This window comes from Paenibacillus sp. ACRRY (assembly GCF_022346995.1).
GTDB lineage: Bacteria > Bacillota > Bacilli > Paenibacillales > Paenibacillaceae > Paenibacillus.
Genome location: NZ_JAKRNM010000006.1, coordinates 16,868 through 40,190, shown reverse-complemented (window position 1 = coordinate 40,190; position 23,323 = coordinate 16,868). Strand labels below are relative to the sequence as shown.

Sequence of the window (23,323 nt, the reverse complement as noted above, 5' to 3'; positions counted from 1 at the left end):
ATCCTTAATATTTTTTTATGGATTAAAAGTATGAGTTGAACCACTTAAATCCATGAAACCTTGAAATAAATTGATGCAATTCTTACTTTCAATTTCATAAAGGGGCATTCAACCCAACCTCACGTCACACCCTTGACGATCAACGTCTAAGGTACACTACCCACAGTGTGACCGAGTGCCTACCTTGATAAAGGTATAGTAGACATGACCTCCAGACTGGTGTCCGGAAATTGTTAACTTTCTCCGTAATGCGCAGCTCTAATTTTGGATAATTGGAAGTTATTTAGGACTGCTCCTAAAATCCGTGCATTAACATGTTCAAGATGGGCTTTAGCTTTCTTAACCACATCCTTTTTCACTTTTCCTGAGTTCACAACCAAAATAACTCCATCACATAGGGAACTTATGATTAAGGCATCTGTAACTGACAAAACAGGTGGTGTATCAAATAAAATTACGTCATATTGTTCCTTTAACTCCTCTAATAACAAAGTCATTTTACGAGAACCGATCATTTCAGAAGGATTGGGAGGGATAGCACCGGAAGTTAGCACATGCAATCCTTCTATAAAGGTTTCCCTCAGCACTTCACTCACAGAGTACTGATTAGACAACACGCTTGTAAGACCTACATGATTTGGAACGTTAAACATACGATGTACAGCTGGCTTACGCAGGTCAGTATCCATGAGTAGAACTTTTTTCCCCTCTTGAGCGTAAGTTACAGCCAAATTGCCAATTGTAGTAGTCTTTCCTTCTCCAGAAACAGCGGAAGCAATCATAATGGTTTGGATTTGACTATCAATTGATGAGAATTGGATGTTAGTTCGTAGCTTGCGATAAGATTCAGAGTTTGGTGATTTGGGATTTACCATTGTGACTAGATTCATCTTCTCATTGGTTAACCGTGGCATATTGATTGTCACCTACCTGTTGTTGGGATATTATTGTTTGTTTGGAGGAGCGGGCGTCTTCTTTTTTCAACTTGGATATTACAGCTAAGGCCGGTATTCCAAGTTCTTTTTCGATCTCGTCTTCTGTTTTGAGAGTGTCATCTAAATACTCCAATAGGAAAACAAATCCGATTGCCAAGAGTAAACCTACAATTAAACTAATTAACACGTTCATCATCGGGTTATAATTAACTGGTTTTGTATTTTCATTAGGGTTGGCTTCACTAAGAATGGTGATATTGTCTACTTTCATTATTACGGGGATTTGTGATTTAAATATTTTAGATACAGCATTGACCGTCTTAGCTGCTTTTTCAGGAGATACACCAATCGCGGTTAGATTCATAACTTGAGACTCATTTGCAGTTGTTACTTTTAATCTTTCGCCTAGCTCTTTACCCGTTAGCCCTAAGTCAGGATATGTAGCGGCAACTTTGTCGAGGATTGCTGATGACTTAATGATTTCCATGTACGAATTGATTACTTTGATATTAGTTTGAATAGAAGCATAATCAAGATTAGGGACACCTTGGGCATTATATGCTTGGTTGACAATCATTTTGGAACTAGCCTCATAGACAGGTACGGTAAAAAAATAATTTTTGACACCTGCTCCAATGCAAGCAACTGCAACAAAGGCTACGATGATCCAAATTCGCTTGCGTAAAATTTGCATGTACTCTTTCAGTTCCACCTTGTATTCCTCCCATTCAATTCGGCGATTATGATGACATTCTATCGATCTGACTGCTTACCAGAACAACAACCTGCGTTTGAGGACCTTTGGTTTTTCTTGCTCTATGTCTATACTTTGGTTGTTCCATAACGACCAAGCATTATTTTTCAAGCGTGCAACCAGTTCTTTGCCAAACCTGCGGCTCAGCTGCTCATATGCCGCATTCATAGCAAATGAACGAATTTGGATGTCATGAGCATCGGATGAAATGAAATGAAACGGGTTTTCTTTGCAAAAATGAAAACACCATTTCTGAACTTTTCGTCCGAAAAGTCCTATGATAGATTGGGCAGTGAGCTGAATCAGCGCGCCCTGATGAATGTATTCAACCAATAATCCAGGATTATTCTGGATTGGGTGATTCCTTTCGGGATGAGCAATGATAGGTACGATACCGGCTACTTTAAGTTCATGAAGTATTCCGGTGAACTGCGAGGGAATATAGCCAAAGGGCAATTCCAGCAACATGTAGCGACTCCCGGCAAGTGTGCAGCATTTGCCTGCGTGTAAGTCTCGTATCAGAGCTTCATGAACCCTGATCTCCTGTCCGGGGCGGATCTCCAAGCGAATGTTGCGTTTGCGAAGCTCTGCACGAAGCAGTTCCACTGCCTGATTGACCACAATCGGTTCATTATTGTAATGCCCGTTCAGGTGATGCGGAGTTGCAATGATCGAGGTAACTCCCGAGGCTGCCGCCTTCTCGGCCATGTCGATGGACTGTTCCATGTGAACCGGACCATCATCAAGACCTGATAAAATGTGGCAGTGTATTTCAACCATATCCAAACTTCCTCAATGTATGATCCCCCTCGCCCTTTTATTCATCGCGCAAAATGCTTTTGGTGTTAAAGAACTAATGCATAACGCTATGAAATATAGTAAAATGGCGTTAAGTACATGCTTGTTCAGAAAATGTTTAGAATTTGTCAGGCTTCATATGGTAAAATCGATGTAATGATAGGTTTTCTGCAGGTCCGGTTGTTCCGCCGCCTTTTCATAGGCAAATCGGGATACCGTAGGAAACTGCACTTCTCGAAGCATCTGATTTAACTGTCCAGTTATATATAGTGTCTGCTCTTGCTGAATATGCAGGCTTGAATGATACAATGTGAGCTCGCCGAAGGGCTGTTTCCATTGCAAGCTTGCCTGAAGCCTTAAACATACTTGGCGATCTTCTACATCCAAACCGATCAACATCGTTGACGATACAGGTAAAGTCAGGTCACTCAGGAAAGTAATCGCTTTTGTATCCATCCCAAGCAAGAGAACGGGACGTCGTTTGCGGTCTACTGTCTTACCCTGAAACTCCTGAATGTACATATGGACATTTAAATCTAGATCGGCCCATTCCTGAATTATTGAATTCATTGTTTCATTCCTTTAGAATGGATTAGCCTCCAAGTGTTGCCATTATTCCTTCTCACGGGTATATTGCATAGACAACTTGGAGACACTTAAATTATTCCAAATGATACATTTTGTAACTTCCATACGTCCAATTTACGATACAAATTGTATCATGTCAAGCAGTATTTGGACATGGTTCTTTTGATTTACGACAATATGAGATGTCCTTAGACAGACCTATTTCGGATATAGGTCTGTCCAGGCGTCATCATTTTGCAGGAAAGCTGCCCTGATCAAAAAATAGCTCAGGATTGTTTAATATATTTGACATGGCGTTCAGGGGGAAAAAGCGTATGAACTACGGAAATCGCATTGCTGAATTAAGGGAACAGCGGGGACTTACTCAAGAAGAACTTGCGAGCTCCATTCATATTACCAGGGCCGCTCTCTCCCATTATGAGAAGAATCGACGCAAACCGGATTTTGAAGTATTAACCAGGCTTGCTGACATTTTTAATGTATCCATTGATTATCTCATAGGGCGTACGAAGCAGAGCGATGCGGTTATGGATGAGGATGTTCGGGAATTTGTGGACTCGCTTGAATTATCGGATAAGGAAGTGTTGGATCGCTTCGACCTGATGATTGATGGTAAACCCTTAACAGAAGAAGAGGCACGTCGTTTTATTGCTTTTGTCCGAATGGAACGCAGCATGGATTAACTCCAACAAAGGAAGACCCAGTCCCGAGTAGTCAACTCTTCGGTTCCTGGGTTTTTTTGCGTCTTAACTCCCTCCACTACATATTTGTGTATGATTCTGGTTATTAATGCTCATTGTTGACGGAGGATATGAACTCGTTCCAACGCTCCGGGTCGATTCCGCATTGCAGTAAAACCTTCATGATGTCCATCTCGGTTGCTTCCACTTGTTTACCTGTCGGCTTAAGTTCGCCCCTGTTTGGATTCTTCATATTCATTCCGCTAACCTCTCTTATCTATATATACTTTCCCTGCACTCCAAAACTAGCCTTATTATACTTGAGAATGTTCCTCAATGTTGTCGTCTCATGGCGATAGCGTTTTTGGTCCGGGTTCTAATTTTGTCGAAACACAAATAGGAGCCTTACAGCGCCTCGTTGGCAGCCATAAAGCTCCTAATTATTCTTCATACAACCTATTCACGCAATCCTGTTCAAAGGAGGGACTTAACCTCCCGCACGCGCAAGCTCACGCATATTGGCTTCAAATGCAGCCAGCAAAGCTTCCTCTCCCGTCAAGCCTGTCGCCTGAACACGTTCGATCTGCTCTGTCATCCGTTTGAAGTCTTTCGGAATAACCCGAACGAATTGGCCTACGGAATCCTGCCAGTTATCCAGAATACGTTCACCTGCAGCACTGCCTGTATAAGCCACATGACGTTGAATCATGCCGCGCAGGTCAGCACTTTCGGATACATCTTCAATCCGCTCCAAAAGAACCATTTCCAGGTTACAACGCTGCAGGAATGTGCCTTCCGGATCATATACGTAAGCAATACCTCCGGACATCCCGGCTGCAAAGTTACGACCTGTATCGCCCAGAACGACGACACGTCCGCCGGTCATATATTCACAACCGTGGTCACCCACACCCTCGACAACGACTTTTGCACCCGAATTCCGTACGGCAAACCGCTCACCTGCAATACCTCGGATATAAGCTTCACCACTGGTTGCTCCATACAGAGCCGTGTTACCAATAATGATATTATCCTCAGCATCAAACGTCGCTTTCGGAGAAGGCATAACAATCAGTTTACCCCCGGATAATCCTTTACCAACGTAGTCATTGGAGTCCCCTTCAACCGTCAAGGTCATACCTTTAGGTACAAAGGCCCCGAAGCTTTGTCCGGCAGAGCCGACAAACTTGAATTGCACCGTGTCTTCAGGCAGTCCTGCAAGACCATATTTTCGTGTGATTTCACTACCCAGAATCGTACCTACCGCACGGTTAACGTTGGTAATCGGAAGAACAGCCTCAACCGGTTGGCCAGATTCGATCGCAGGCTGAGCCAGCGTCAGCAGTTGCTGCATATCAAGCGTCTCTTCCAATTGATGATTCTGATGCTGTGTACGATAACGTGCAGAACCTTCCGGCATCTCAGGTACATGCAGCAGCACAGACAGATCCACACCTTTTTTCTTCCAATGATCTACTGCCTGAACCGTTTCAAGACAGTCTGTACGTCCAACCATTTCCTGAATGGTACGGAAACCAAGATCAGCCATAATTTCGCGTACATCTTCTGCGACAAAACGCATGAAGTTCACCACGTGAGCCGGATCACCCATGTAATTTTTCCGCAGCTCCGGATTTTGCGTTGCTACACCTACCGGACATGTGTCCATCTGACAAACACGCATCATGATACATCCCAGTGCCACGAGTGGTGCTGTGGAGAAACCATACTCCTCCGCTCCAAGCAACGCAGCAATCGCAAGGTCACGACCATTCAGCATTTTACCGTCTGTTTCCAGAACAACACGGTCACGCAGATTGTTCAGCATCAGCGTTTGGTGTGTTTCAGCAAGACCAAGCTCCCACGGCATACCCGCGTGACGGATCGAACCTTGTGGAGATGCCCCCGTACCGCCGTCGTATCCACTTACGAGGATAATATCGGCACGTCCTTTGGCTACACCTGCAGCAATGGTACCTACACCGACTTCGGAAACCAGCTTCACGTTGATTTCCGCACGCGGATTCGCGTTTTTCAGGTCATAGATCAACTCAGCCAAATCTTCGATGGAGTAAATGTCGTGATGCGGCGGCGGCGAGATCAGACCCACGCCAGGCGTTGAACCACGAACTTCAGCAACCCAAGGATATACTTTACGTCCTGGCAGCTGTCCACCTTCACCCGGTTTCGCACCTTGTGCCATTTTGATCTGGATCTCGTCAGCATTCACGAGATAGTTAGACGTAACACCGAAACGTCCGGATGCAACCTGTTTAATGGCACTGCGCCGTGAATCACCGTTGCTATCTTTAATGAAGCGAGCCGGATCCTCCCCGCCTTCACCTGTGTTCGATTTACCACCGACACGGTTCATGGCAATCGCCAAATCTTCGTGTGCTTCCTTGCTGATTGAACCGAAGGACATCGCACCTGTTTTGAAGCGGCGCATAATACTTTCAACGGATTCCACTTCCTCCAGCGGAACTGCCGGCCCTGCCGGTTTCAGTTTCAGCATGGAACGAATCGTCAGCAACTGATCATTTTCACCCTGCACCAGTTTGGCATACTTTTTGTACAGGTTGTAATCACCTGTGCGAACGGCATGCTGTAACGTATGAATCGTTTGCGGGTTGAACAGATGTTCCTCCCCGTCATTACGCCACTGATATTCACCGCCAGAATCCAGCACTTTGTCATTGCCGTCTTTGTCCGTAAAGGCACGATTATGGTGAGTGAGCACCTCTGCTGCCACTTCTTCCAGACCAATACCACCGATCCGGGATGGCGTCCAAGTAAAGTAACGATCAACGAAATCAGACTTCAGGCCAACCGCTTCAAAAATTTGAGCGCCCCGATAGGACTGAATTGTCGAGATTCCCATTTTGGACAATATTTTAATAACGCCTTTGGTTGCGGCTTTAATGTAGTTTTTGACAGCTTTCTCATGCGAGATGCCGCGCAGCAGCCCTTGCTGAATCATGTCATCCAGTGTTTCGAATGCCAGATAAGGGTTCACGGCACTTACGCCGTAGCCCAGCAGCAATGCATAGTGATGAATATCACGAGGCTCTGCCGATTCCAGCAAGATGCTGACTTTGGTTCTTGTACCCTGACGGATCAGATGGTGATGCAAACCTGCCACTGCAAGCAGTGCCGGAATAGCCGCATTCTCCGCATCCACACCGCGGTCAGACAGGATCAAGATGTTATGACCTTTGTCGATTACACGGTCAGCTGCTTCGAAGAGCAGATCCATCGCTTTGCGAAGTCCTTCCGCACCTTCCGCAGCCGTGAAGAAAATCGGGATGGTCATTGAACGGAACCCTGGACGGCGCACGTGACGAATTTTTGCGAAATCTTCATTGGACAATACCGGTGTATCCAAACGAATCTGGCGACAGCTCTCCGGTTCAGGATTGAGCAAGTTGCGTTCTGGACCAATCGTTGTTGCCGTTGACGTGACAATCTCTTCACGGATGGCATCAATCGGCGGATTGGTTACCTGTGCAAACATCTGTTTGAAGTAGTTATACAAACGCTGCGGACGATCCGACAGCACTGCCAGTGGGGCATCATATCCCATGGAACCCGTAGCTTCCATCCCTGTGGACGCCATTGGCTCCAGCACTTTGCGCAGTTCTTCAAATGTATATCCATAGGCCAGCTGAAGCTGGGTTACGTTATCGTGTTTTGGATCTGGGAGTTCCGGCGCTTCCGGCAATTCATTCAGATCCATCAAGTGCTCATCGAGCCAATCCTGATACGGATTCTCAGCTGCGATTAGAGCCTTTACTTCCTCATCCGCGATGATGCGTCCTTCTTTTGTATCCACGAGCAGCATCCGACCTGGACGCAAACGATCCTTATACAGAATGTCTTCCGGAGCAATATCAAGGACCCCAACTTCAGAGGACAAAATGATACGATCGTCTTTCGTTACATAATAACGTGCAGGACGCAGACCGTTACGGTCAAGTGTTGCACCAATCTGCAGACCATCCGTAAAGGCCATTGCTGCCGGCCCGTCCCAAGGCTCCATCATTGTGCTGTGATACTCATAAAATGCTTTTTTGGCCGGATCCATTCCCTCATCCGTGCTCCACGGTTCAGGAACCATCATCATTGCCACGTGTGGCAAGGAGCGTCCGCTCAAATACAAGAACTCCAGTGTGTTATCAAACATCGCCGTATCCGAACCGTCCGGATTGATGATCGGCTTCACTTTGGAGATATCGTTACCAAACACTTCGCTCTCAAACAGCGATTGACGTGCGTGCATCCAGTTCACGTTACCACGCATCGTATTGATCTCACCGTTGTGGATCATGAAGCGATACGGGTGGGCACGCTCCCAGCTTGGGAATGTATTGGTACTGAAACGGGAGTGCACTAATGCAATCGCAGATTCAACCAGATCTTCCTGCAAATCCAGATAGAACTGTCCAACCTGCTCGGTAGTCAGCATGCCTTTGTAGACAATTTTGCGACAGGACAAGCTTGGCAGGTAGAATGAACCGCCTTCTTTCTCATCAGCCGAATAACGGATCGCCAGCTCAGCACGTCTGCGAATCACATACAGCTTGCGCTCGAACGCGAGCTCATCGTTGATATCGGCAGATCTTCCAATGAACACCTGACGCACATAAGGCTTCGCAGCCAGTGCGGAGCGACCCAGCATCTCATCAAAGGTCGGCACATCCCGGAAACCCAGGAATGTCTGTCCTTCTTCTTCAATGATTTTCTTCAGGCTCTCCTCGTGAGCATGACGAATCTCAGGATCCTGAGAAAGGAACAGCATACCTACGCCGTATGCTCCCTGCTCTGGCAGCGCAAAGCCGAGGCGCTCCGCTTCCTGTGCAAAGTAACGATGTGGAATCTGAATCAAAATACCGGCTCCGTCACCGGAATTCGGCTCACTGCCCTGTCCCCCGCGGTGCTCCATATTACTGAGCATGGTCAGTGCCTGACTAACGATATCGTGTGAAGGTACTCCTTTGATGTTGGCAACAAAACCCATTCCGCATGCATCTTTTTCGAACTGTGGGTCATACAAACCCTGTTTAGGAGGTAATCCGATGTGTCTCATGGAACGCAACCTTTCTATAATGAAGTATTTCGGAAAGATCAAGAACATAGGCAACAAGCAACAATGAAACGGGAGGAGCGGGCCTACAGGTTGAGAACCCTGCTGAATAATCGAGGTGACCTTAATCGGGTCATTGGATTTAGAGTACTTCTGCTGCTGGAGGAGAAGTCATTCTTTAGAAGTGCTTCCGGATGGGCCGGTAAAGAGCACAAATATAATTACTCGCAGTCGCTGGCACGACCACTGATATGGAGCGACGTTTTTTTGATATAGTTCTATTATTTTAACACCGACCTAACATCAGCGCAATTTAAACTTTTTAATACCTCTGATAAGAAATGTTTTGCAGTACAGCTTTAGTGTGATGACGTTTAAATTCATCTCTTTTTCGAATAATTATACACATTTTAAGACAGAGTACAACTGATTTTATCTGCTGACAAAAGAAAAACATTCCATATGCAGCCTGTGTTTCTGCTTAATATCACCAAATTCCCATTCCGTTTTCGAGCAAAATGCAGCCCGAACATGCATTTGTATACAAAAAGAGCCTGCGGCCCATTTTGGGGTCACAAGCTCTTTGCACTTTTTGACTACTATGTTGCATAATTTTGATACTGGTTAACAAACTTTATTTTTCCATCCAAGCCATTACTCTGCATTACTTCAGACTTATGCTGTCACAACTTGACCCGATTCGGCCGATTCAGTCATTTCAGCTTCTTTTTTCGGACGACGGCCACTCCAGAGGAAGTACGCCAGCGTCAACAGAACGGATACCCCTGCATAGATTGCCAGGATTCCAGCCTGATGCCACATCACATCAAAGTTCCCACTGGATACGACTGCTTTGAAGCCCATAATGCTATGCGTCATCGGTAACCATGGGCTAAATGCCTGGAGCCAGGACGGAATCAGTTCTACCGGGAAGGTTCCTGCACTCGCCGCAAGCTGGAATACCAGCAGCAGAATGACCACATAGCGTCCAGGCAGATCAAGCCAGGTAACAAGCGCCTGAACAATCAACATGAACGTCAGCCCCGTAATAATCGTGAACAGATAGAACAGTCCTACACTGTGCGTTTCCAGACCAAGACCATACAGCATAAAGCTGGCAACGATAACCGATTGGAAAATACTCATGGAACCAAATACGAGTGTACGACTTACAAAACGGCTCCAGCCGGATGCACCCGGTACAGACGTATCACGCATTTTCAAAATAATGGTCGAGATAAGGGAGCCGACAAACAATCCAATGGACAGGAAGAACGGCGTCAATCCTGTACCGTAATTGGACACGGATTCTGCTTCATTCTCAGCCGAGTTAATCGGTTCAGCAAACATGTTGACCACATCATCGGTCTTCTTCACTTCAGACGTTTTCTGAGCAGCATCATTCAGCTTGGTCGCCAGCTCACTTGAGCCGTCTTTGAGCTCAGACAAACCATTAGCCAATTCGCCTGCACCATCACCAAGCTGTTTGGAACCGTCTGTCAGCGAACTTACACCCCCGCTCAGCTTGCCAACGCCGGTTTGCAAGGCACTTGTGCCTGTGCCAAGTTGTTTGGCTCCATTCACCAGCTGAGTACCGCCGCTTGCAGCTTCACCCAACTTGCCGCTAAACTGCTTCAGGCCGTCAGAGAGCTTCGCTCCTCCTTCGCTGAGCTGACTGGCTCCAGCCAGCAGCTGCTGCTGTCCAACAACCAGCTGGTCGGCTCCAGCCAGCAACTGCTGTTGTCCACCGTGAAGCTCAGTCGCTCCTGCTGCAAGCTGCTGGTTGCCCTCGTGAAGCTGATTCGCACCTTGCGCCAGTTTTTGTTCGCTCTCGTGCAGCTGTGCGCTGCCTTCTGCCACAGCCTCACTGGCTGCCAGCAGCTTCTGAACATCCTCACTTGCAGCCAGCTCCGGATTAGATGCTGCCAGCTGTTTCAAACCGTCCGCCACACCTTGGGCACCGTCCGCAACTTTACTGCTTCCATCAACGGCAGACTGTAAGCCTGTCGCCAGAGTTCCACTACCCTGCACTGCACTTTGCAGACCTTCAGACAGCTTCGCACTGCCTTGTTCGGATGATTGAAGACCTGCCTGCAGCTTACCTGTACCATCAAGTGATGATTGAAGACCTGCCTGCAGCTTGTCACTGCCATCCTTTAACTGGTCTGCTCCGCTTTGAAGCTGATCCGAGGCTGCAGTCTGCAGCTGCTGAAGACCGGATACAAGACTGGTTGTTCCGCTTTCCAGCTTGGTAGCCCCGGTATGCAGAGCATCAACGCCATCGCTCAATGGAGATAGTCCATCCTGAAGCTCCAGCGTTCCGGATGCCAGTTTGGCCAAATTGTCTTTCAGCTTGACTGCACCATCATCCAGTTTTCCTGCCCCCGTATTCAGTTCACCCGCACCATCGCCTGCTTCTGCCAGTCCGTCAGATACTTCGGAGAACTTGTCGAGCAGCGTTTCGGCATAGGCCTCTGTCACCTTGGCAGATACCTTCGCTTTAAGATCCTTGATTGCCGTCTTGCCGATCTGTGCACCTACGAAGCTGTAATTGCCGTTCGGTTCGTAGATCAGTTCAGCTGGCTGTGGTTGATCATCCAGCAGCGTGGTGGCCTGGGAAGAGAAATTTTCAGGAATCGTAATTTGCATATAGTACTTGTCGTTCTGCATGCCCTCTTTGGCTTGAGATGCATTAACGAATTCCCATTCAAAATCCCCATTTTTCTTCAGCTCATCCACCAGATCGTCGCCCACCTGCAAGGATTTGCCTTCGAGTTCCGCACCCTTGTCGAGGTTAACTACGGCTACTGGCATCTGGTCTACATGGCCATATGGGTCCCAATACGCAGCCAGATAGATACCGCTATACAGGATCGGAATAAACATTACTGCAATGACGGGGATCAACACCTTCGGGTTTCTCACGGCCGATCCCACATCCTTGAAAAACACGGATAAAGATTTCATGTCATTTTCTCCCCTAACTCTCTGCTTCAATGAGCAGGAACTAACTTGATGTAAACATTTGAATAAATTCAGCAATTTGCTGAAATACGAACTGACCACTTTCCCCAAACGGTCAATTCAGGACAAAAAAAACAAACCTGCCTCTCGGCAAGCCTCACTGCCTTCACGCAAAAGACACTCCATATTCTCCCTATATTATAGTAGAGAAATTTGGAAACTACATGACGGCAGCAATTCCTTCCATTAAGAAAAGACGAAAGTAATTTTTGATTTCCTCTTTGCTGAGCGGTTCGTGCTGTTTATTCCAATCCGAGGTGAGCGCAATGTACAGACGGATCATCATAAAGGCCACCACTTGCGGATCACAATCCCGAATCTCACCGCTGTCTCTGGCTTTCTCCAGCTCCTTGGACAAGAAATCGGAAATGACCTTCTCCACCTTGTCCAGACCCTCCTTGGCCTGAAGTGTTCCAAAATCCTTAAGTTCCTGAGATAGCTTCACCAATAAATCATGATCACGTCGGAATTCCAGCAATGAATCCAGCACACGAAACAGGTTATCAAAAAAGGCACTTTCCTGATGCACTTCACGATGGGCAATATTTTTCATTTCCTGGATCACTTCCACCAGAATCTGATCAAATAGTTGCTCCTTGTTCGTAAAAAAAGTGTAAATTGTCCCTTTACCGACATTCGCTATCTTGGCTACCTGATCCATCGTGGTAGCTTTGTATCCAAACATGGCGAACGACTGAGCTGCTGCATGAATGACCTGCTGCCTCCGGTCAATCGGAGCCATCATATCCCCTCCTTTACTGTACTTCACTTATAAAATGACTAAAAATACAATTTGGTCACTTGGTCAAAACTAAGATTATCACCATCAACAACAGATTGCAACCCTAACATTTTAAATTTGTGTTAATTTATTTTAACCGAAATGCAGTGGAAAGTGATTCATTCGTCGTCTATAGTGTATGATGGTTCCAATAATACGGATTAAACGAAGATGGACTGTCTCAGAACATCAACTTTCGTGTAAATATTTATGGAATGAACATGATTTTCCGTTTCGCTGTATATTCATGTATTGAAGGGTACGGCATAACGGTGAATTTATCAAATTTAAACTTATGAATAAAGGTGAACTCATGCGAAAACCAAGAGTGCTCTTATTATCCGAAGGTTTCGGCACCGGTCACACCCAGGCCGCACATGCGCTGGCAAGCGGCATCAAAAAGGTCAGTCCACACGTCCATAGCCGCGTTATCGAACTCGGCAAATTTTTGAACCCGACGGTGGCTCCGCTTATTTTTTCCGCCTATCGAAAAACATTATCCGTCCAGCCCAAACTGGTGAGCATGCTGTATCGGACACAATATAATAAATCGTTGAACGGATTTACCAAACTCGCCTTGCATCGGATTTTCTATACTCAGACGGCACAGGTCGTATCCCAGTTGAAGCCGGATGCGGTAATCTGCACTCATCCATTTCCGAATGCGGTCATTTCAAGGCTGAAACGACAGGGACTAAACATACCGCTGTATACGGTCATTACCGATTACGATGTGCACGGTACTTGGATCAATCCTGAAGTAAACCAGTATCTTGTCTCTACCCCACAGGTTAAGGCATTACTTGAAATTCGGGGAGTTGACCCCTCTCGAATTCAGGTTACGGGAATTCCGGTGCATCCTGATTTTTGGGAAGCAGGTGACAAAGTGCGGCTGCGTCAGGAAATGGGGCTTCAGGATATGCCAACTGCACTGCTTATGGGCGGTGGATGGGGGCTTTCCTTTGATGAAGAACATATGAAACTATTAACCTCCTGGGCTGATCGGGTACAGCTTGTATTTTGCCTTGGAAGCAACGAGAAGATGATCTCGAAGATGAAAGAGATGGCTTGCTTCCAGCATCCAAACATCCGTATTCTCGGTTACACCAGGGAAGTCAGCAAGCTGATGGACGTATCGGACGTCCTTATTACCAAGCCGGGCGGCATGACTTGCACGGAGGCTCTGGCCAAAGGGCTGCCGATGTTGTTTATCCCACCGCTTCCAGGCCAGGAAGAAGAGAATTGTGAGTATTTTGTACAAGCCGGATACGGCCAGGTGATACATTCAGCAGACGTCATTACCACAAGGTTCAGAGAGCTGTGCGACCGGACAAACGCACCGAGTGAAGCTGAAAGCCAGCTGAACGTTGTACGCAAGCCGTGGAACAGACCGTCCTACGATCCAACGTCTTGTGCACAGGTTGTTCACGAATTATTATTTCCGGCTACAGCCGAGTACTCTTCCACGACCAAGGAACGCTTCAAGGCCGGAATTCCTGCCACGACGCTGTCAGGTACCAGAATTCCATTCTAAGGCCTCTAAGGGCCCCTGGAGCTCTCCTAGGAGGGTGTTGAATGTAGATAGACGTGTCCTATGATAAATATCAGCTCAATTTGAAACGAAATGTATACAAAAAAAGGTTCCCTTCTCATTTTGGAAGGGAACCTTCTTCAATTTCATTTAAAACCACGTATGTTTTACCAGAAAAAAGGGTAATTTAAATGAAAGAGATCCATTTAAATACCGAAATAAAACTCTGATTCAGGTATTTTTAAAGGTTCGTGTAATGTAAATACATTAACTACCCTGCCTGTTTGCAGAATTTTTAGATCAATTACTTGTAAAAAGTATGATGGCCGATCGTTTTTACTTTTTTCTTCGAATGAGCAACCGTCAGATCATCGGCAAGCGTCAATGATAAGAAATAATACGTATCATCAGCGACTTCCTTCTGCCCATTCAGTGCAGCATTAACTGCCTTCACGCTGTCCTCATTGGGAACTACACGCTTCAGACGTCCGTTGGCTACCGGGCTGAATTGAGACTTCTGATAGATTACCTTGTAAATAGTATCGGGAAAATTGGCTGACCGCAGCCGGTTTAAGACAACATTGGCAACTGCCACTTTGCCTTCGTACGGTTCACCTTCCGCCTCTGCCATGACTATTTTTTGCAGCAGAAGCAGCTCTTTATCGGACACACTGTATGACCAGGTTGCAAGTTTCGAGTCCTCCTGGTTCAAAAGTTCGGTCCGCGTAAAGTAAAGTTTTTGGGGGGGAGTTGTTACAGCAGCCGCCGCTTTGGCCTTCTCTATTTTGGCCAATTTCAGGGCAGCTTCTTTTTTGGCTTTGGCCGCCGCAGCAGCTCTGGCCTTATGCTTGGCCTTGGCTTCCTTCAGTTCTTGTTCTTCCTGAGCAGCCGTAAGCCAGTCCTTGGCTGGCAATGAAGCCGTCCAGTTTGCCGTATGAATCGATGAATCAGCAGACAGACTTGTCCCGTCTGCCATCATTCGCCTGTCCCCAGCAGAAGAAGATGATGCGCTATTTTGCACAGAAGCCGCCAGATCGGTCATCTGTTTACTATCACTTGCCTCGTTCCATTTCCCAGTTGCCTGGACTACATTAACCCCCACTATACATACAAGCAGCACAGATAACATCGGTGCTACCCAACGATTCTTGCTTATAATATCCATTCGAAAGATTCCTCCTGTCGCAACAATTCCCTTAACTAAGTAACCCAAAAAAAAGAATTTGAATAACGATGGCTAATATTACATAGGGATAAACGTAATGTCAATGTGATTTTATGTCATAAAAACGAGTTTCAGGAAAATGAAAACGTATCCACAACCTCATACATTGGCGATTGTCCCAGCCTGGTCACATAAAGTACAAAGTCCTCCACAATCCATGATTTAGCACCCAAGGAATGTTCCGGAAGCACCCCATAAATACCTTTATCTTCATTTCCTGGGGCTAAACCCAGAAATTTGCGTGCAATTGTAATGTGCGGAGAATAGGGTCTCAGCTCTGCTTCATATCCAAGTGTGGATGTCGCCTCCACGATCCGTTTGTGAAGAAAATTCAATGACTCCAGTTCGCCGTCCACACCCTTCCACAATACCTTTGGAGCATCTTTCAAACCAAAAGTTCCCCATCCAGAAGTTTGCAGTTCAAACGGCTCGATTCCAGTACTCGCCATACGCAGCGCTTTCCGCAGATGCCCGATATCACTCACCAGTGTATCTCCCAGAAATTGCAGCGTTATATGATAATCCCGATGGTCTGTCCATTTGCGAAAATCGAGTCTGTTCTTCACCATTCCTGCATCGAGTTGAAGAGATTCCTGAATAGCTGCCGGAAGACGTATCGCCGTAAATAATCTTTCCCGCCGTGATGGTAGATCCGTATATGAATAGTTATTCATCATCGTATACACCTCTCTAAAGTTCGTTCTATTATTTCATAATCATATGCCCTGTTTCAAGCTGGGTAATTATAGATTGACACAAGTATCAGCACTTGCACATGAGGCTGCACTCCTGCCTTTCTGCAACATTTCCTCAAATCTGCTACACTTATCTTACAACTCAATTGAATTCAGGAGGTTACACACTATGGGTAAAATTGTATGTTTTCCATCTTTATCTGCGGATCAGCAGCAGCGCATTTTAGACGCCGCTCCAGGCTATACGCTGACCGTTAGCAAAGCCAAGGAGATTGACCCCGCAGCGTTAACAGAAGCCGAAATCATTGTTGGCTGGTCTCCACTCGTCACAGAACATGCCCTGAAGAAGGACAGCCTCCTGAAGTGGGTACAAGTCTGGTCCGCAGGTGTGGATAACCTTCCATTCTCGGATTTGGAGCAAAAAAACATTCAGGTGACCAGTGCAAATGGCGTACATGCCATCCCGATCACTGAAATTATTGTAGGCATGATGTTATCGCACAGCCGCTGGCTGAGACAAGCCATGCTTCATCAACAGCAAGCCGAGTGGAAAAATCCCGGAAAACCACTGCCAGAACTGCACGGCAAAACGGCTGTCATTGTTGGTGTAGGAGAGATCGGCACCGAAGCTGCCCGTATTCTCAAGGCGTTTGGCATGAATGTCATCGGGGTTCGCCGGTCCGGCAAAGACGTTCCTAATGTCGATCACATGTACGATATGTCCGGACTGCATGAAGCTTTGGGCAAAGGTGATTATGTCATTAACATTTTGCCCCTCACAGACGAAACCCATCATTTGTATGATCAAACCGCATTTGAACATTTCAAGACAGGCTCCTGCTTCGTCAATGTAGGACGAGGTCCAAGTGTAGACACAGAAGCGCTGATTCGTGCACTGGATAGCGGTCAGGTCGCCTATGCTGCGCTGGATGTTTTTGAAGAAGAACCCCTTCCTGCAGAGCATCCGTTATGGAAAAAGGACAATGTGTTAATCACTCCCCATATCGCAGGAAGTACAGAGCAATATACAGATCGTGCACTTGATATTTTTGTGGAAAATCTGGAAGCTTACCTGGCGGGCAAGAAGCTGCCGCTCAACCTGGTCGACTATAGTCATAAATACTAATTAGCCCTCTATTTTCCATGCATAATTGTACAAATGCCTTACCATTATTTCTAAAAATGGATATAAAAAAACCTCCACACCCGGAAATCATTTCTTCCGAGTTGGAGGTTTTCTTCTACTATATAACTATGTGCATAACCAAACGTGACGTATAAACGTTCCTTTACGCACAGCACAATACTGATTCACTTCCCACCCCGCAGCAAGCAAATGCTCTTCCACCCATTCCGTGGATACAACTACAGCCCGTTTCGCCAGCCTTCGAAGACTTGTCAACATGAGGCGTTGTTCTTCATCCGGGAGGACGGAACACAGATTGTAGGGCATATCCAAAATCGCTGCGTCGTAAGATCCGTCTAATTCATTCATGTCACCCAGCGTAAGGCAAGCCGGATCATAACCAAAGTGCGGCAGATTAATGCGCGCTCCTTGAATGGCCAGCGGATTCAGGTCGTTCCCTCTGGTCTCAATCCCCATGGAGAGTGCTTCAATGACTACCGTACCCATGCCGCAGCATGGATCGAGCAGCCGCTGGTTCAGGATGTTCGGTACGGCAATGTTAACGAGAGACCTGGCCAGTGTAACTCCGAAACCAGTGGAGTAATTTTGCGGCTTCTGCTGATGACTGTGCCACGATCGATCCGCTTCTGTCCACTGACCCAAGATCCATTTTCTACCTGTTTGTATTAGTCCAAAGGTCACTTTTGGATGCTTCATCTGTGCCTTGCCCTTGATGCGCATCCCCACTTCTCTTTCCAGATGACGGGAATGTTCATAATCAGGCATATGGTCCCCTTCTTTCAGGCATACCACTTTGAACGTTTCCTCCGGAAGCAGTTCGATCTTCGCTGCAGCCGGAAGCATATCATTCACGCTATCCGCTTCCGATAACACGTCCAGCCTTCCGTGGATAAATGGGCTTCTGCCTGGCGGTATGCATATGCTGGACCGCATATATGAGCGTAAATTCGAATTCATTTCCAGTGTGGAACCAAACAATGTATGGAGCTCAAGCGAGCATAATTCACGTTCATTCTCATGGCAGGCAAACGTATAGAGGTAATCTTTGGTGGTTAAACTCCCTGTTAATTCGATCGAATTGATTTCAGTCAAAATTGCAGCCGTCCTTCATGTTTCTTCTATTATAAGAAGAAGGTTTATATTTTTAATTTTTCGATGGAAGTAAGCAGGTCATCCGACAATTCCTTCAAGGATTGAATGCTGCCGCTAATCGTTTCCATGGAGCTCACCTGTTCTTCAGCTGAAGCCGAAACTTCCTCTACGCTTGCCGCAGATTGTTCCGATACTGCTGAAATCTGTTGGCTGAAATCATTCATGCGTCCACTCGCATCCTGCATGCCTTCTAACCCAGCCGTCATGGTGCCAATCACGTGAACCATTTCCTCTACGGATTCATTAATATTCCGGAACAGATTACCCGAAGTTCGCACATGCTCTTGCCCCAGTTCAGTCTCCCGGACACCTGTACGCAATTCAGCAACCACTCCTTGGGAATCCTGCTGGATATCTTCCGTAATCACTGTAATTTCCTCCACTGAAGTCTGCACCGCTTCCGATAACTTCCGCACCTCGGCTGCGACCACGGCAAACCCGCGACCACTTTCTCCAGCACGGGCTGCCTCAATGGAAGCATTCAATGCCAGCAGGTTGGTCTGACGAGCAATATCACGAATCACCTGAACCAACTTGGAAATATCCTCGTTTTTACGGTTTAACTGCTCCATCCGGTCCATCGAAGCCGAGACAGCACCGGAGATTTGCTGCATTTGCTGCACGGATTGCTCCATGGCCTTGCGTCCATTCAATCCCTGCTCCAGCACACGTTCTGACATCGCACTAAGCTTGCTCCCTTGATTGGCATGCTGCTGAATGTGATCGTTCAATCCCTCAACTGTACGTGCTGATTCGACTGCCGTTACGGCCTGACTCTCCGCAGCCTTGGCCGACTCTTCCATCGTAATGGCAATCTGCTGACTTCCAATTTTGACTTCTTCCGATGAAATGGCCAGTTCGTTGCTCTGGCGATTCACCGCTTGGGCAACCCTTCTGACATTCAACACCATGGAAGTCAGATTGCCTTTCATCGTGTTTACCGCCTTGGCCAAGAGCCCTACTTCATCTTCGTGCTTGGTATGTATATCCTGCACATTCAGTTGGCCTTCTGCAATCAGCTTCACTGCACTAATGACCCGGAGCAGCGGCTTCACGACCTGTGAACGGATAATTGGAATCGCGATCGCTGTGATGGCAATCATGATCAGCACTCCTATAATAATGATCATTCGTCCATTCTGCACAGACCTGATGGTTTCTGCTGCCGAGAGATCTGACTGATTCTGATTGTACTCTACCAGATATTCCAGATCGACCTGCATGGCATCAAAAGAATCAGCACCTTTTTCCGATACTTCCTTCGCCAGTTGGGATTGTCCTTGATCGCTCAAATTGATCGCTTGGGTATTCAGCTTAAGGTAAGCTGCCCACTTCGTCTTGAATGCATCCCAGTGTTCCTGTTCGTCAGCCGCCTTTTCCTGCTGATCGTATATTTTAATTGTCTGTACCGTTTCACGAATATAATTGGTACGCTCTTCAGCGAGTTCAGCCTTGTCTCCATCCTGAGCATCAAAGTGGCGGTAACTCAATGACAAAATATGTTCGGTAGTATAGTTCAACCTATTGATTTGCTGAATCGAAGGCATCCAGTTCCCCGTAATCTCATTGGTGTTGGCCTCCATGGAGTTCAACCGGGTTACAATGGTGACGCTAAGGAGAATTAAACAGAGGATTAACAAATAGAACGCGATGCTGATACGCAGACCGATACTCCTAATCTTGAATCTGCTGAACATGTGGTTTCCCCCTTATACCGGATTCGGCCTATCTCCGAATTTTCGGTTCTTTAGTCTTGGTTTTACCCTTCTTTTGGCATCTTGTAAAATACTCTTTTATCATATCTTTATAGGTAAACTGACGTAAAGTATTATAACATTATTTTGTTTAAGACATGCTTCGTTTTGTAAAATCTTGTGCCTCGTATATACAATGAGTTAATGAGAAAACATCAGAATGCATGCCAGGGAATAAAATGGAAAAGAGCTGCAGCATGCGGAGAATTCCGATCTGCAACCCTTCAGACGTATTAGATTGTGGGGATAAGCCTATGAAAACTGGAAAAGCACCACTTACTTCACCACGTTTTTACCAAACTCGGCAAGTAACCGATAAGACGCAAGTCTGCGTTCGTAATCAGGGCCGGCTGTAACCACCAGAAATTGAATCGTCCCCAGTCGTTTGCTTACCTGCCCGAATTGTTCCCAAATCTGCGGCGCTGTTCCCGCAAAATGTTTATGTGCTTCGCCCTCATCCTTCCCCTCTTCAATGCTGGTCTGACCATTCGTACCAGGGCCGGATTCCTTCCCTGCAGAATGCCGTGCTGGTGCATCTTGTCCGCTCTGCCTGCGCCGGGCTGCCATTTCGCGGCTCCAGTCCTGAGCTTCCTCCACGGTCTCTGCACACATTGCACTGATCGCCACCATAACTTGCGGTTCTTCCATGGTTTTACCGGGGATAAAATCCTCCCGATACCGCTTTACCGCTTCCGTACCATCGGCATCACTCATAAACTGACCAAATACATATCCCATGCCAAACCGCGCAGCAAACTCGGCACTCTTGACGTTGGTGCCCAGCATCCACAGGGAGATGGGAAGCTCAGGGATAGGACGTGCCGTTACCGGATGCTCCTCATAGCTGTAACGATCCTCGAGCAATTCAGTGAGTGCCGCGAGTGATTCAGGCAATTTGGACACATGCTGCAAATAATTGCCGCTTAGCGCCATGGTGGCATGCGGCCCACCTCCAGGCGCCCGTCCTAATCCCAGCTCAATTCGCCCTGGATAAAGTGCAGCCAGCAGCCGAAACGACTCGGCCACCTTCAGCGGACTGTAGTGCGGCAGCAGCACCGCACCTGACCCCAGCTGAATGGTTGCTGTCCTGGCACCAATATGCGAGAGCAGAACTTCAGGCGATGCAGATGCAAGTTCTTCCATATCATGATGCTCGGACGTCCAGTACCGGGTATATCCCCAGTCTTCGGCATGTTGAGCCAAAGATACGGACTGCTGCAATGCCTCTTCCGCTGTAGCTCCATTCAACCTTGGCACAAGGTCGAGCACGCCAAGACTGAACCGCTCGCTTGAGCCTGTGCCGATATTTGTATCCAAGCTTCTCACTCCTTATTCTAGTCCAGATCGTAGATGGAGCCTACCTTCAGACCATACAATTCATTGTATATTTTCTCGGCAAACGCATCCGTCATGCCTGCAATATAATCAATCACCATGTGCTCCCATGTCCAGATTGGATGAGCCTTCGCCTGATCCTTCTCATAGCGCTGCAGCCAGTCGGATGGAATAATGGATTTGGACGTTTCCGGGTCGAGGAATGCATCCCACAGACGCTTAATCATCCATTCACTGCGTTTTTGCAGACGCTGCACGCGCAGATCACGAATCATGGTCACCCAGGCAAAGCTCTTGAGAACACTCACCGTGCGCAGCATATCAAGATCCTCTGTCCCTTCGCGGACAAACGTCACCTTTTTCCAATCCCCGTCGTCAATTACGCCCAGGCTACCCACAAAGAGGCTTACCCAGTATGCCTTGACCTCGCGGCGGGTACGTGAGTAGTCATGCTCGCAGAATGGCATCTTCTCATTCCAGACACGCAGGAACGAAGCGAGCACTTCTTCTACCTTTTGCCCAATCGCCTCTCTCGTCCATCCATTCCAGAACAGATCCTCGAGTGTAGTAATCTTATCCACAATCAGGCGATGAATGTGCGGGTCCTGTAGGAAATGCTCATGCACTTCGATCTTGCCTGCCTTAATCCCATCCTCCAGATCGTGTGCGGAGTACGCAATATCGTCACAGAGGTCCATGAGCTGTGCTTCAAGCGTCTTCTTGCCGGCCGGCATGTTCCAGCGATTACGAATCTCGTGGATATATTGCCACTCATGGTGGTACATGCCCTTCTTGCTCTCCGTACCTGGATAAGGATATTTGTTGATTCCAAGCAGCACGGCATCGGACAGATTCAGTCCATCGATATCTTCACGTTTCTCCAGGAACATGATGAGACGGAAGTTATGTGCATTGCCTTCAAAATGCTCATATTTCCGCTTCAGCTCCGCACGAACCTCCGGCTCCTGTAGGGGGGATTTCGCACTGCGGCTCTTCTTCATGATCTTCTTGACCTCGGTGTTGATCAGGTCATCCAATATTCCGTCCAGCACTTCTTCCCCTTTATGTCCAAACGGCGGATGTCCGAAATCATGTGCGATTGCGGCACATTCCACCACTTCCGAATCAATAATAAGCCCCGGGCTGTCCGCCTGACTCCAGTCCACTTGTGGATAACGACGAAGCAGGCTTCTCGCCGCCTCTCGCGCAATCTGCGCAACCTCAAGGGAGTGGGTTAACCGGGTGCGATAATAATCGCCTGTTCCGGCACCAAACACCTGGGATTTGCCCTGCAACCGGCGGAAGGTCGGTGAATGAATTAGTCTGGAATAGTCCCGCTCATATGCTGCGCGAGCTCCATCCAGTTTGGTAAGTTCAGGATATTGTCTATGTTCTCTCAAATCGTTCCATTGCATGTGATCACTCCTAGCCGACTGTCTCTATTTTGAGTGATTATACACAACATCCGTCGTTTCGAAAAGCAAAACCTGTCTGTGATTGTCATCTCTTCTCACATCAACTTGCGATGTACAGTCTTCTTCTTTTATTATACCCCGACAGACTATCATCCGTGCACCTAAATGAAAATGATATTCATTAAAATATGAAACCACTTAGAGAATCTAAAAATTAGGAAGAATTACGAACTTATGAGCATCGTTGGCCGTTCCGGTTACGGATCGTTCTTCCGATCGCTGTTGTCTCCAGGTTTTCTGAATTTCCCTTGGCAAGGGAAAAACCCGGAGACAAACGCGACCGCTCCGCTTCTTCAGAATCGATTCCGTCCCCTCCACTATTTCGCTGCTGATCGCTATGATTTCAATAAAAAATAGTATATTCGT

At 47.1% G+C, this 23,323-nt stretch carries 18 protein-coding genes; 4 read left to right on the top strand and 14 right to left on the bottom strand.

Translation table 11 applies throughout. The annotated features are described in order from the left end of the window. Positions 1-233: 233 nt before the first annotated feature. The 4 genes from MH144_RS20370 to MH144_RS20355 all read right to left on the bottom strand — a co-directional run bounded on the left by MH144_RS20370 (position 234) and on the right by MH144_RS20355 (position 3,057). Positions 234-914, bottom strand: coding sequence for a CpsD/CapB family tyrosine-protein kinase (locus MH144_RS20370; RefSeq protein ID WP_239303679.1), 681 nt, complete (start codon positions 912-914; stop codon positions 234-236). Next, positions 895-1,647 (bottom strand): YveK family protein, encoded by a 753-nt coding sequence (locus MH144_RS20365; protein WP_239303677.1) that lies wholly within the window; start codon positions 1,645-1,647, stop codon positions 895-897. The genes MH144_RS20370 and MH144_RS20365 overlap by 20 nt, the downstream gene beginning before the upstream one ends. Before the next feature lie 57 nt (positions 1,648-1,704). Beyond that, a complete protein-coding gene (locus MH144_RS20360) occupies positions 1,705-2,469 on the bottom strand; it encodes a tyrosine-protein phosphatase (RefSeq protein ID WP_239303675.1) in 765 nt (254 codons plus the stop codon). 153 nt (positions 2,470-2,622) lie between these two features. Further along, on the bottom strand, positions 2,623-3,057 hold the full coding sequence (locus tag MH144_RS20355) for a hypothetical protein (RefSeq protein ID WP_239303673.1): 435 nt from the start codon (positions 3,055-3,057) through the stop codon (positions 2,623-2,625). Positions 3,058-3,389: 332 nt separating this feature from the next. Between MH144_RS20355 and MH144_RS20350 the strand changes: the two genes are divergently transcribed. Continuing rightward, complete coding sequence (locus tag MH144_RS20350; RefSeq protein WP_239303671.1) at positions 3,390-3,758, top strand: helix-turn-helix domain-containing protein; 369 nt, start codon at positions 3,390-3,392, stop codon at positions 3,756-3,758. Positions 3,759-3,861: 103 nt separating this feature from the next. Here MH144_RS20350 and MH144_RS20345 read toward each other — a convergent pair whose 3' ends face one another. From MH144_RS20345 to MH144_RS20330, 4 genes are all read right to left on the bottom strand, one after another. Next, positions 3,862-4,014 (bottom strand): hypothetical protein, encoded by a 153-nt coding sequence (locus MH144_RS20345; RefSeq protein ID WP_153977277.1) that lies wholly within the window; start codon positions 4,012-4,014, stop codon positions 3,862-3,864. Positions 4,015-4,242: 228 nt separating this feature from the next. Then, positions 4,243-8,841, bottom strand: coding sequence for a glutamate synthase large subunit (gltB, locus tag MH144_RS20340; RefSeq protein ID WP_239303669.1), 4,599 nt, complete (start codon positions 8,839-8,841; stop codon positions 4,243-4,245). A 672-nt stretch (positions 8,842-9,513) separates the two neighbouring features. Beyond that, a complete protein-coding gene (locus MH144_RS20335) occupies positions 9,514-11,805 on the bottom strand; it encodes a YhgE/Pip family protein (RefSeq protein ID WP_239303667.1) in 2,292 nt (763 codons plus the stop codon). A 217-nt stretch (positions 11,806-12,022) separates the two neighbouring features. Then, entirely contained in the window at positions 12,023-12,604 is a 582-nt protein-coding gene (locus tag MH144_RS20330) for a TetR/AcrR family transcriptional regulator (RefSeq protein WP_239303665.1), read from the bottom strand. A 352-nt stretch (positions 12,605-12,956) separates the two neighbouring features. On the opposite strand from MH144_RS20330, the gene MH144_RS20325 reads away from it, so the two are divergent. Then, a complete protein-coding gene (locus MH144_RS20325; protein WP_239304083.1) occupies positions 12,957-14,177 on the top strand; it encodes an MGDG synthase family glycosyltransferase in 1,221 nt (406 codons plus the stop codon). 301 nt (positions 14,178-14,478) lie between these two features. Here the strand turns inward: MH144_RS20325 and MH144_RS20320 are convergent, their stop codons facing one another. After that, positions 14,479-15,339 (bottom strand): cell wall hydrolase, encoded by an 861-nt coding sequence (locus tag MH144_RS20320; protein WP_239303663.1) that lies wholly within the window; start codon positions 15,337-15,339, stop codon positions 14,479-14,481. Positions 15,340-15,470: 131 nt separating this feature from the next. After that, on the bottom strand, positions 15,471-16,073 hold the full coding sequence (gene thpR, locus MH144_RS20315; protein ID WP_239303661.1) for an RNA 2',3'-cyclic phosphodiesterase: 603 nt from the start codon (positions 16,071-16,073) through the stop codon (positions 15,471-15,473). A gap of 190 nt (positions 16,074-16,263) precedes the next feature. On the opposite strand from thpR, the gene MH144_RS20310 reads away from it, so the two are divergent. After that, positions 16,264-17,220, top strand: coding sequence for a D-2-hydroxyacid dehydrogenase (locus MH144_RS20310; protein WP_239303659.1), 957 nt, complete (start codon positions 16,264-16,266; stop codon positions 17,218-17,220). Positions 17,221-17,346: 126 nt separating this feature from the next. On the opposite strand, the gene MH144_RS20305 is transcribed toward MH144_RS20310, so the two are convergent. The 4 genes from MH144_RS20305 to MH144_RS20290 form a co-directional block, all read right to left on the bottom strand. Next, the gene (locus MH144_RS20305; protein WP_481857383.1) at positions 17,347-18,324 is read right to left on the bottom strand and encodes a TRM11 family SAM-dependent methyltransferase; all 978 of its coding nucleotides are present in this window, start codon (positions 18,322-18,324) and stop codon (positions 17,347-17,349) included. Between the two features lie 53 nt (positions 18,325-18,377). Then, positions 18,378-20,090, bottom strand: a complete 1,713-nt coding sequence (locus MH144_RS20300) for a methyl-accepting chemotaxis protein (protein ID WP_239303655.1) — start codon at positions 20,088-20,090, stop codon at positions 18,378-18,380. Between the two features lie 333 nt (positions 20,091-20,423). Then, positions 20,424-21,464 (bottom strand): MsnO8 family LLM class oxidoreductase, encoded by a 1,041-nt coding sequence (locus tag MH144_RS20295; protein ID WP_239303653.1) that lies wholly within the window; start codon positions 21,462-21,464, stop codon positions 20,424-20,426. Positions 21,465-21,481: 17 nt separating this feature from the next. Then, the gene (locus tag MH144_RS20290) at positions 21,482-22,897 is read right to left on the bottom strand and encodes a deoxyguanosinetriphosphate triphosphohydrolase family protein (protein ID WP_239303651.1); all 1,416 of its coding nucleotides are present in this window, start codon (positions 22,895-22,897) and stop codon (positions 21,482-21,484) included. 234 nt (positions 22,898-23,131) lie between these two features. On the opposite strand from MH144_RS20290, the gene MH144_RS20285 reads away from it, so the two are divergent. Then, positions 23,132-23,314 carry a hypothetical protein gene (locus MH144_RS20285; RefSeq protein WP_239303649.1) on the top strand — a complete coding sequence of 61 codons (183 nt, stop codon included), beginning with the start codon at positions 23,132-23,134 and terminating at the stop codon, positions 23,312-23,314. The last annotated feature ends 9 nt before the right edge of the window (positions 23,315-23,323 follow it).

Coding starts and splice junctions, on each gene's coding strand:
- MH144_RS20370 (WP_239303679.1), bottom strand. CDS start 914: ATGCCACGGTTAACCAATGAGAAGATGAATCTAGTCACAATGGTAAAT.
- MH144_RS20360 (WP_239303675.1), bottom strand. CDS start 2,469: ATGGTTGAAATACACTGCCACATTTTATCAGGTCTTGATGATGGTCCG.
- MH144_RS20355 (WP_239303673.1), bottom strand. CDS start 3,057: ATGAATTCAATAATTCAGGAATGGGCCGATCTAGATTTAAATGTCCAT.
- MH144_RS20350 (WP_239303671.1), top strand. CDS start 3,390: ATGAACTACGGAAATCGCATTGCTGAATTAAGGGAACAGCGGGGACTT.
- MH144_RS20345 (WP_153977277.1), bottom strand. CDS start 4,014: ATGAATATGAAGAATCCAAACAGGGGCGAACTTAAGCCGACAGGTAAA.
- gltB (WP_239303669.1), bottom strand. CDS start 8,841: ATGAGACACATCGGATTACCTCCTAAACAGGGTTTGTATGACCCACAG.
- MH144_RS20335 (WP_239303667.1), bottom strand. CDS start 11,805: ATGAAATCTTTATCCGTGTTTTTCAAGGATGTGGGATCGGCCGTGAGA.
- MH144_RS20330 (WP_239303665.1), bottom strand. CDS start 12,604: ATGGCTCCGATTGACCGGAGGCAGCAGGTCATTCATGCAGCAGCTCAG.
- MH144_RS20325 (WP_239304083.1), top strand. CDS start 12,957: ATGCGAAAACCAAGAGTGCTCTTATTATCCGAAGGTTTCGGCACCGGT.
- MH144_RS20320 (WP_239303663.1), bottom strand. CDS start 15,339: ATGGATATTATAAGCAAGAATCGTTGGGTAGCACCGATGTTATCTGTG.
- thpR (WP_239303661.1), bottom strand. CDS start 16,073: ATGAATAACTATTCATATACGGATCTACCATCACGGCGGGAAAGATTA.
- MH144_RS20310 (WP_239303659.1), top strand. CDS start 16,264: ATGGGTAAAATTGTATGTTTTCCATCTTTATCTGCGGATCAGCAGCAG.
- MH144_RS20300 (WP_239303655.1), bottom strand. CDS start 20,090: ATGTTCAGCAGATTCAAGATTAGGAGTATCGGTCTGCGTATCAGCATC.
- MH144_RS20290 (WP_239303651.1), bottom strand. CDS start 22,897: ATGCAATGGAACGATTTGAGAGAACATAGACAATATCCTGAACTTACC.
- MH144_RS20285 (WP_239303649.1), top strand. CDS start 23,132: ATGAGCATCGTTGGCCGTTCCGGTTACGGATCGTTCTTCCGATCGCTG.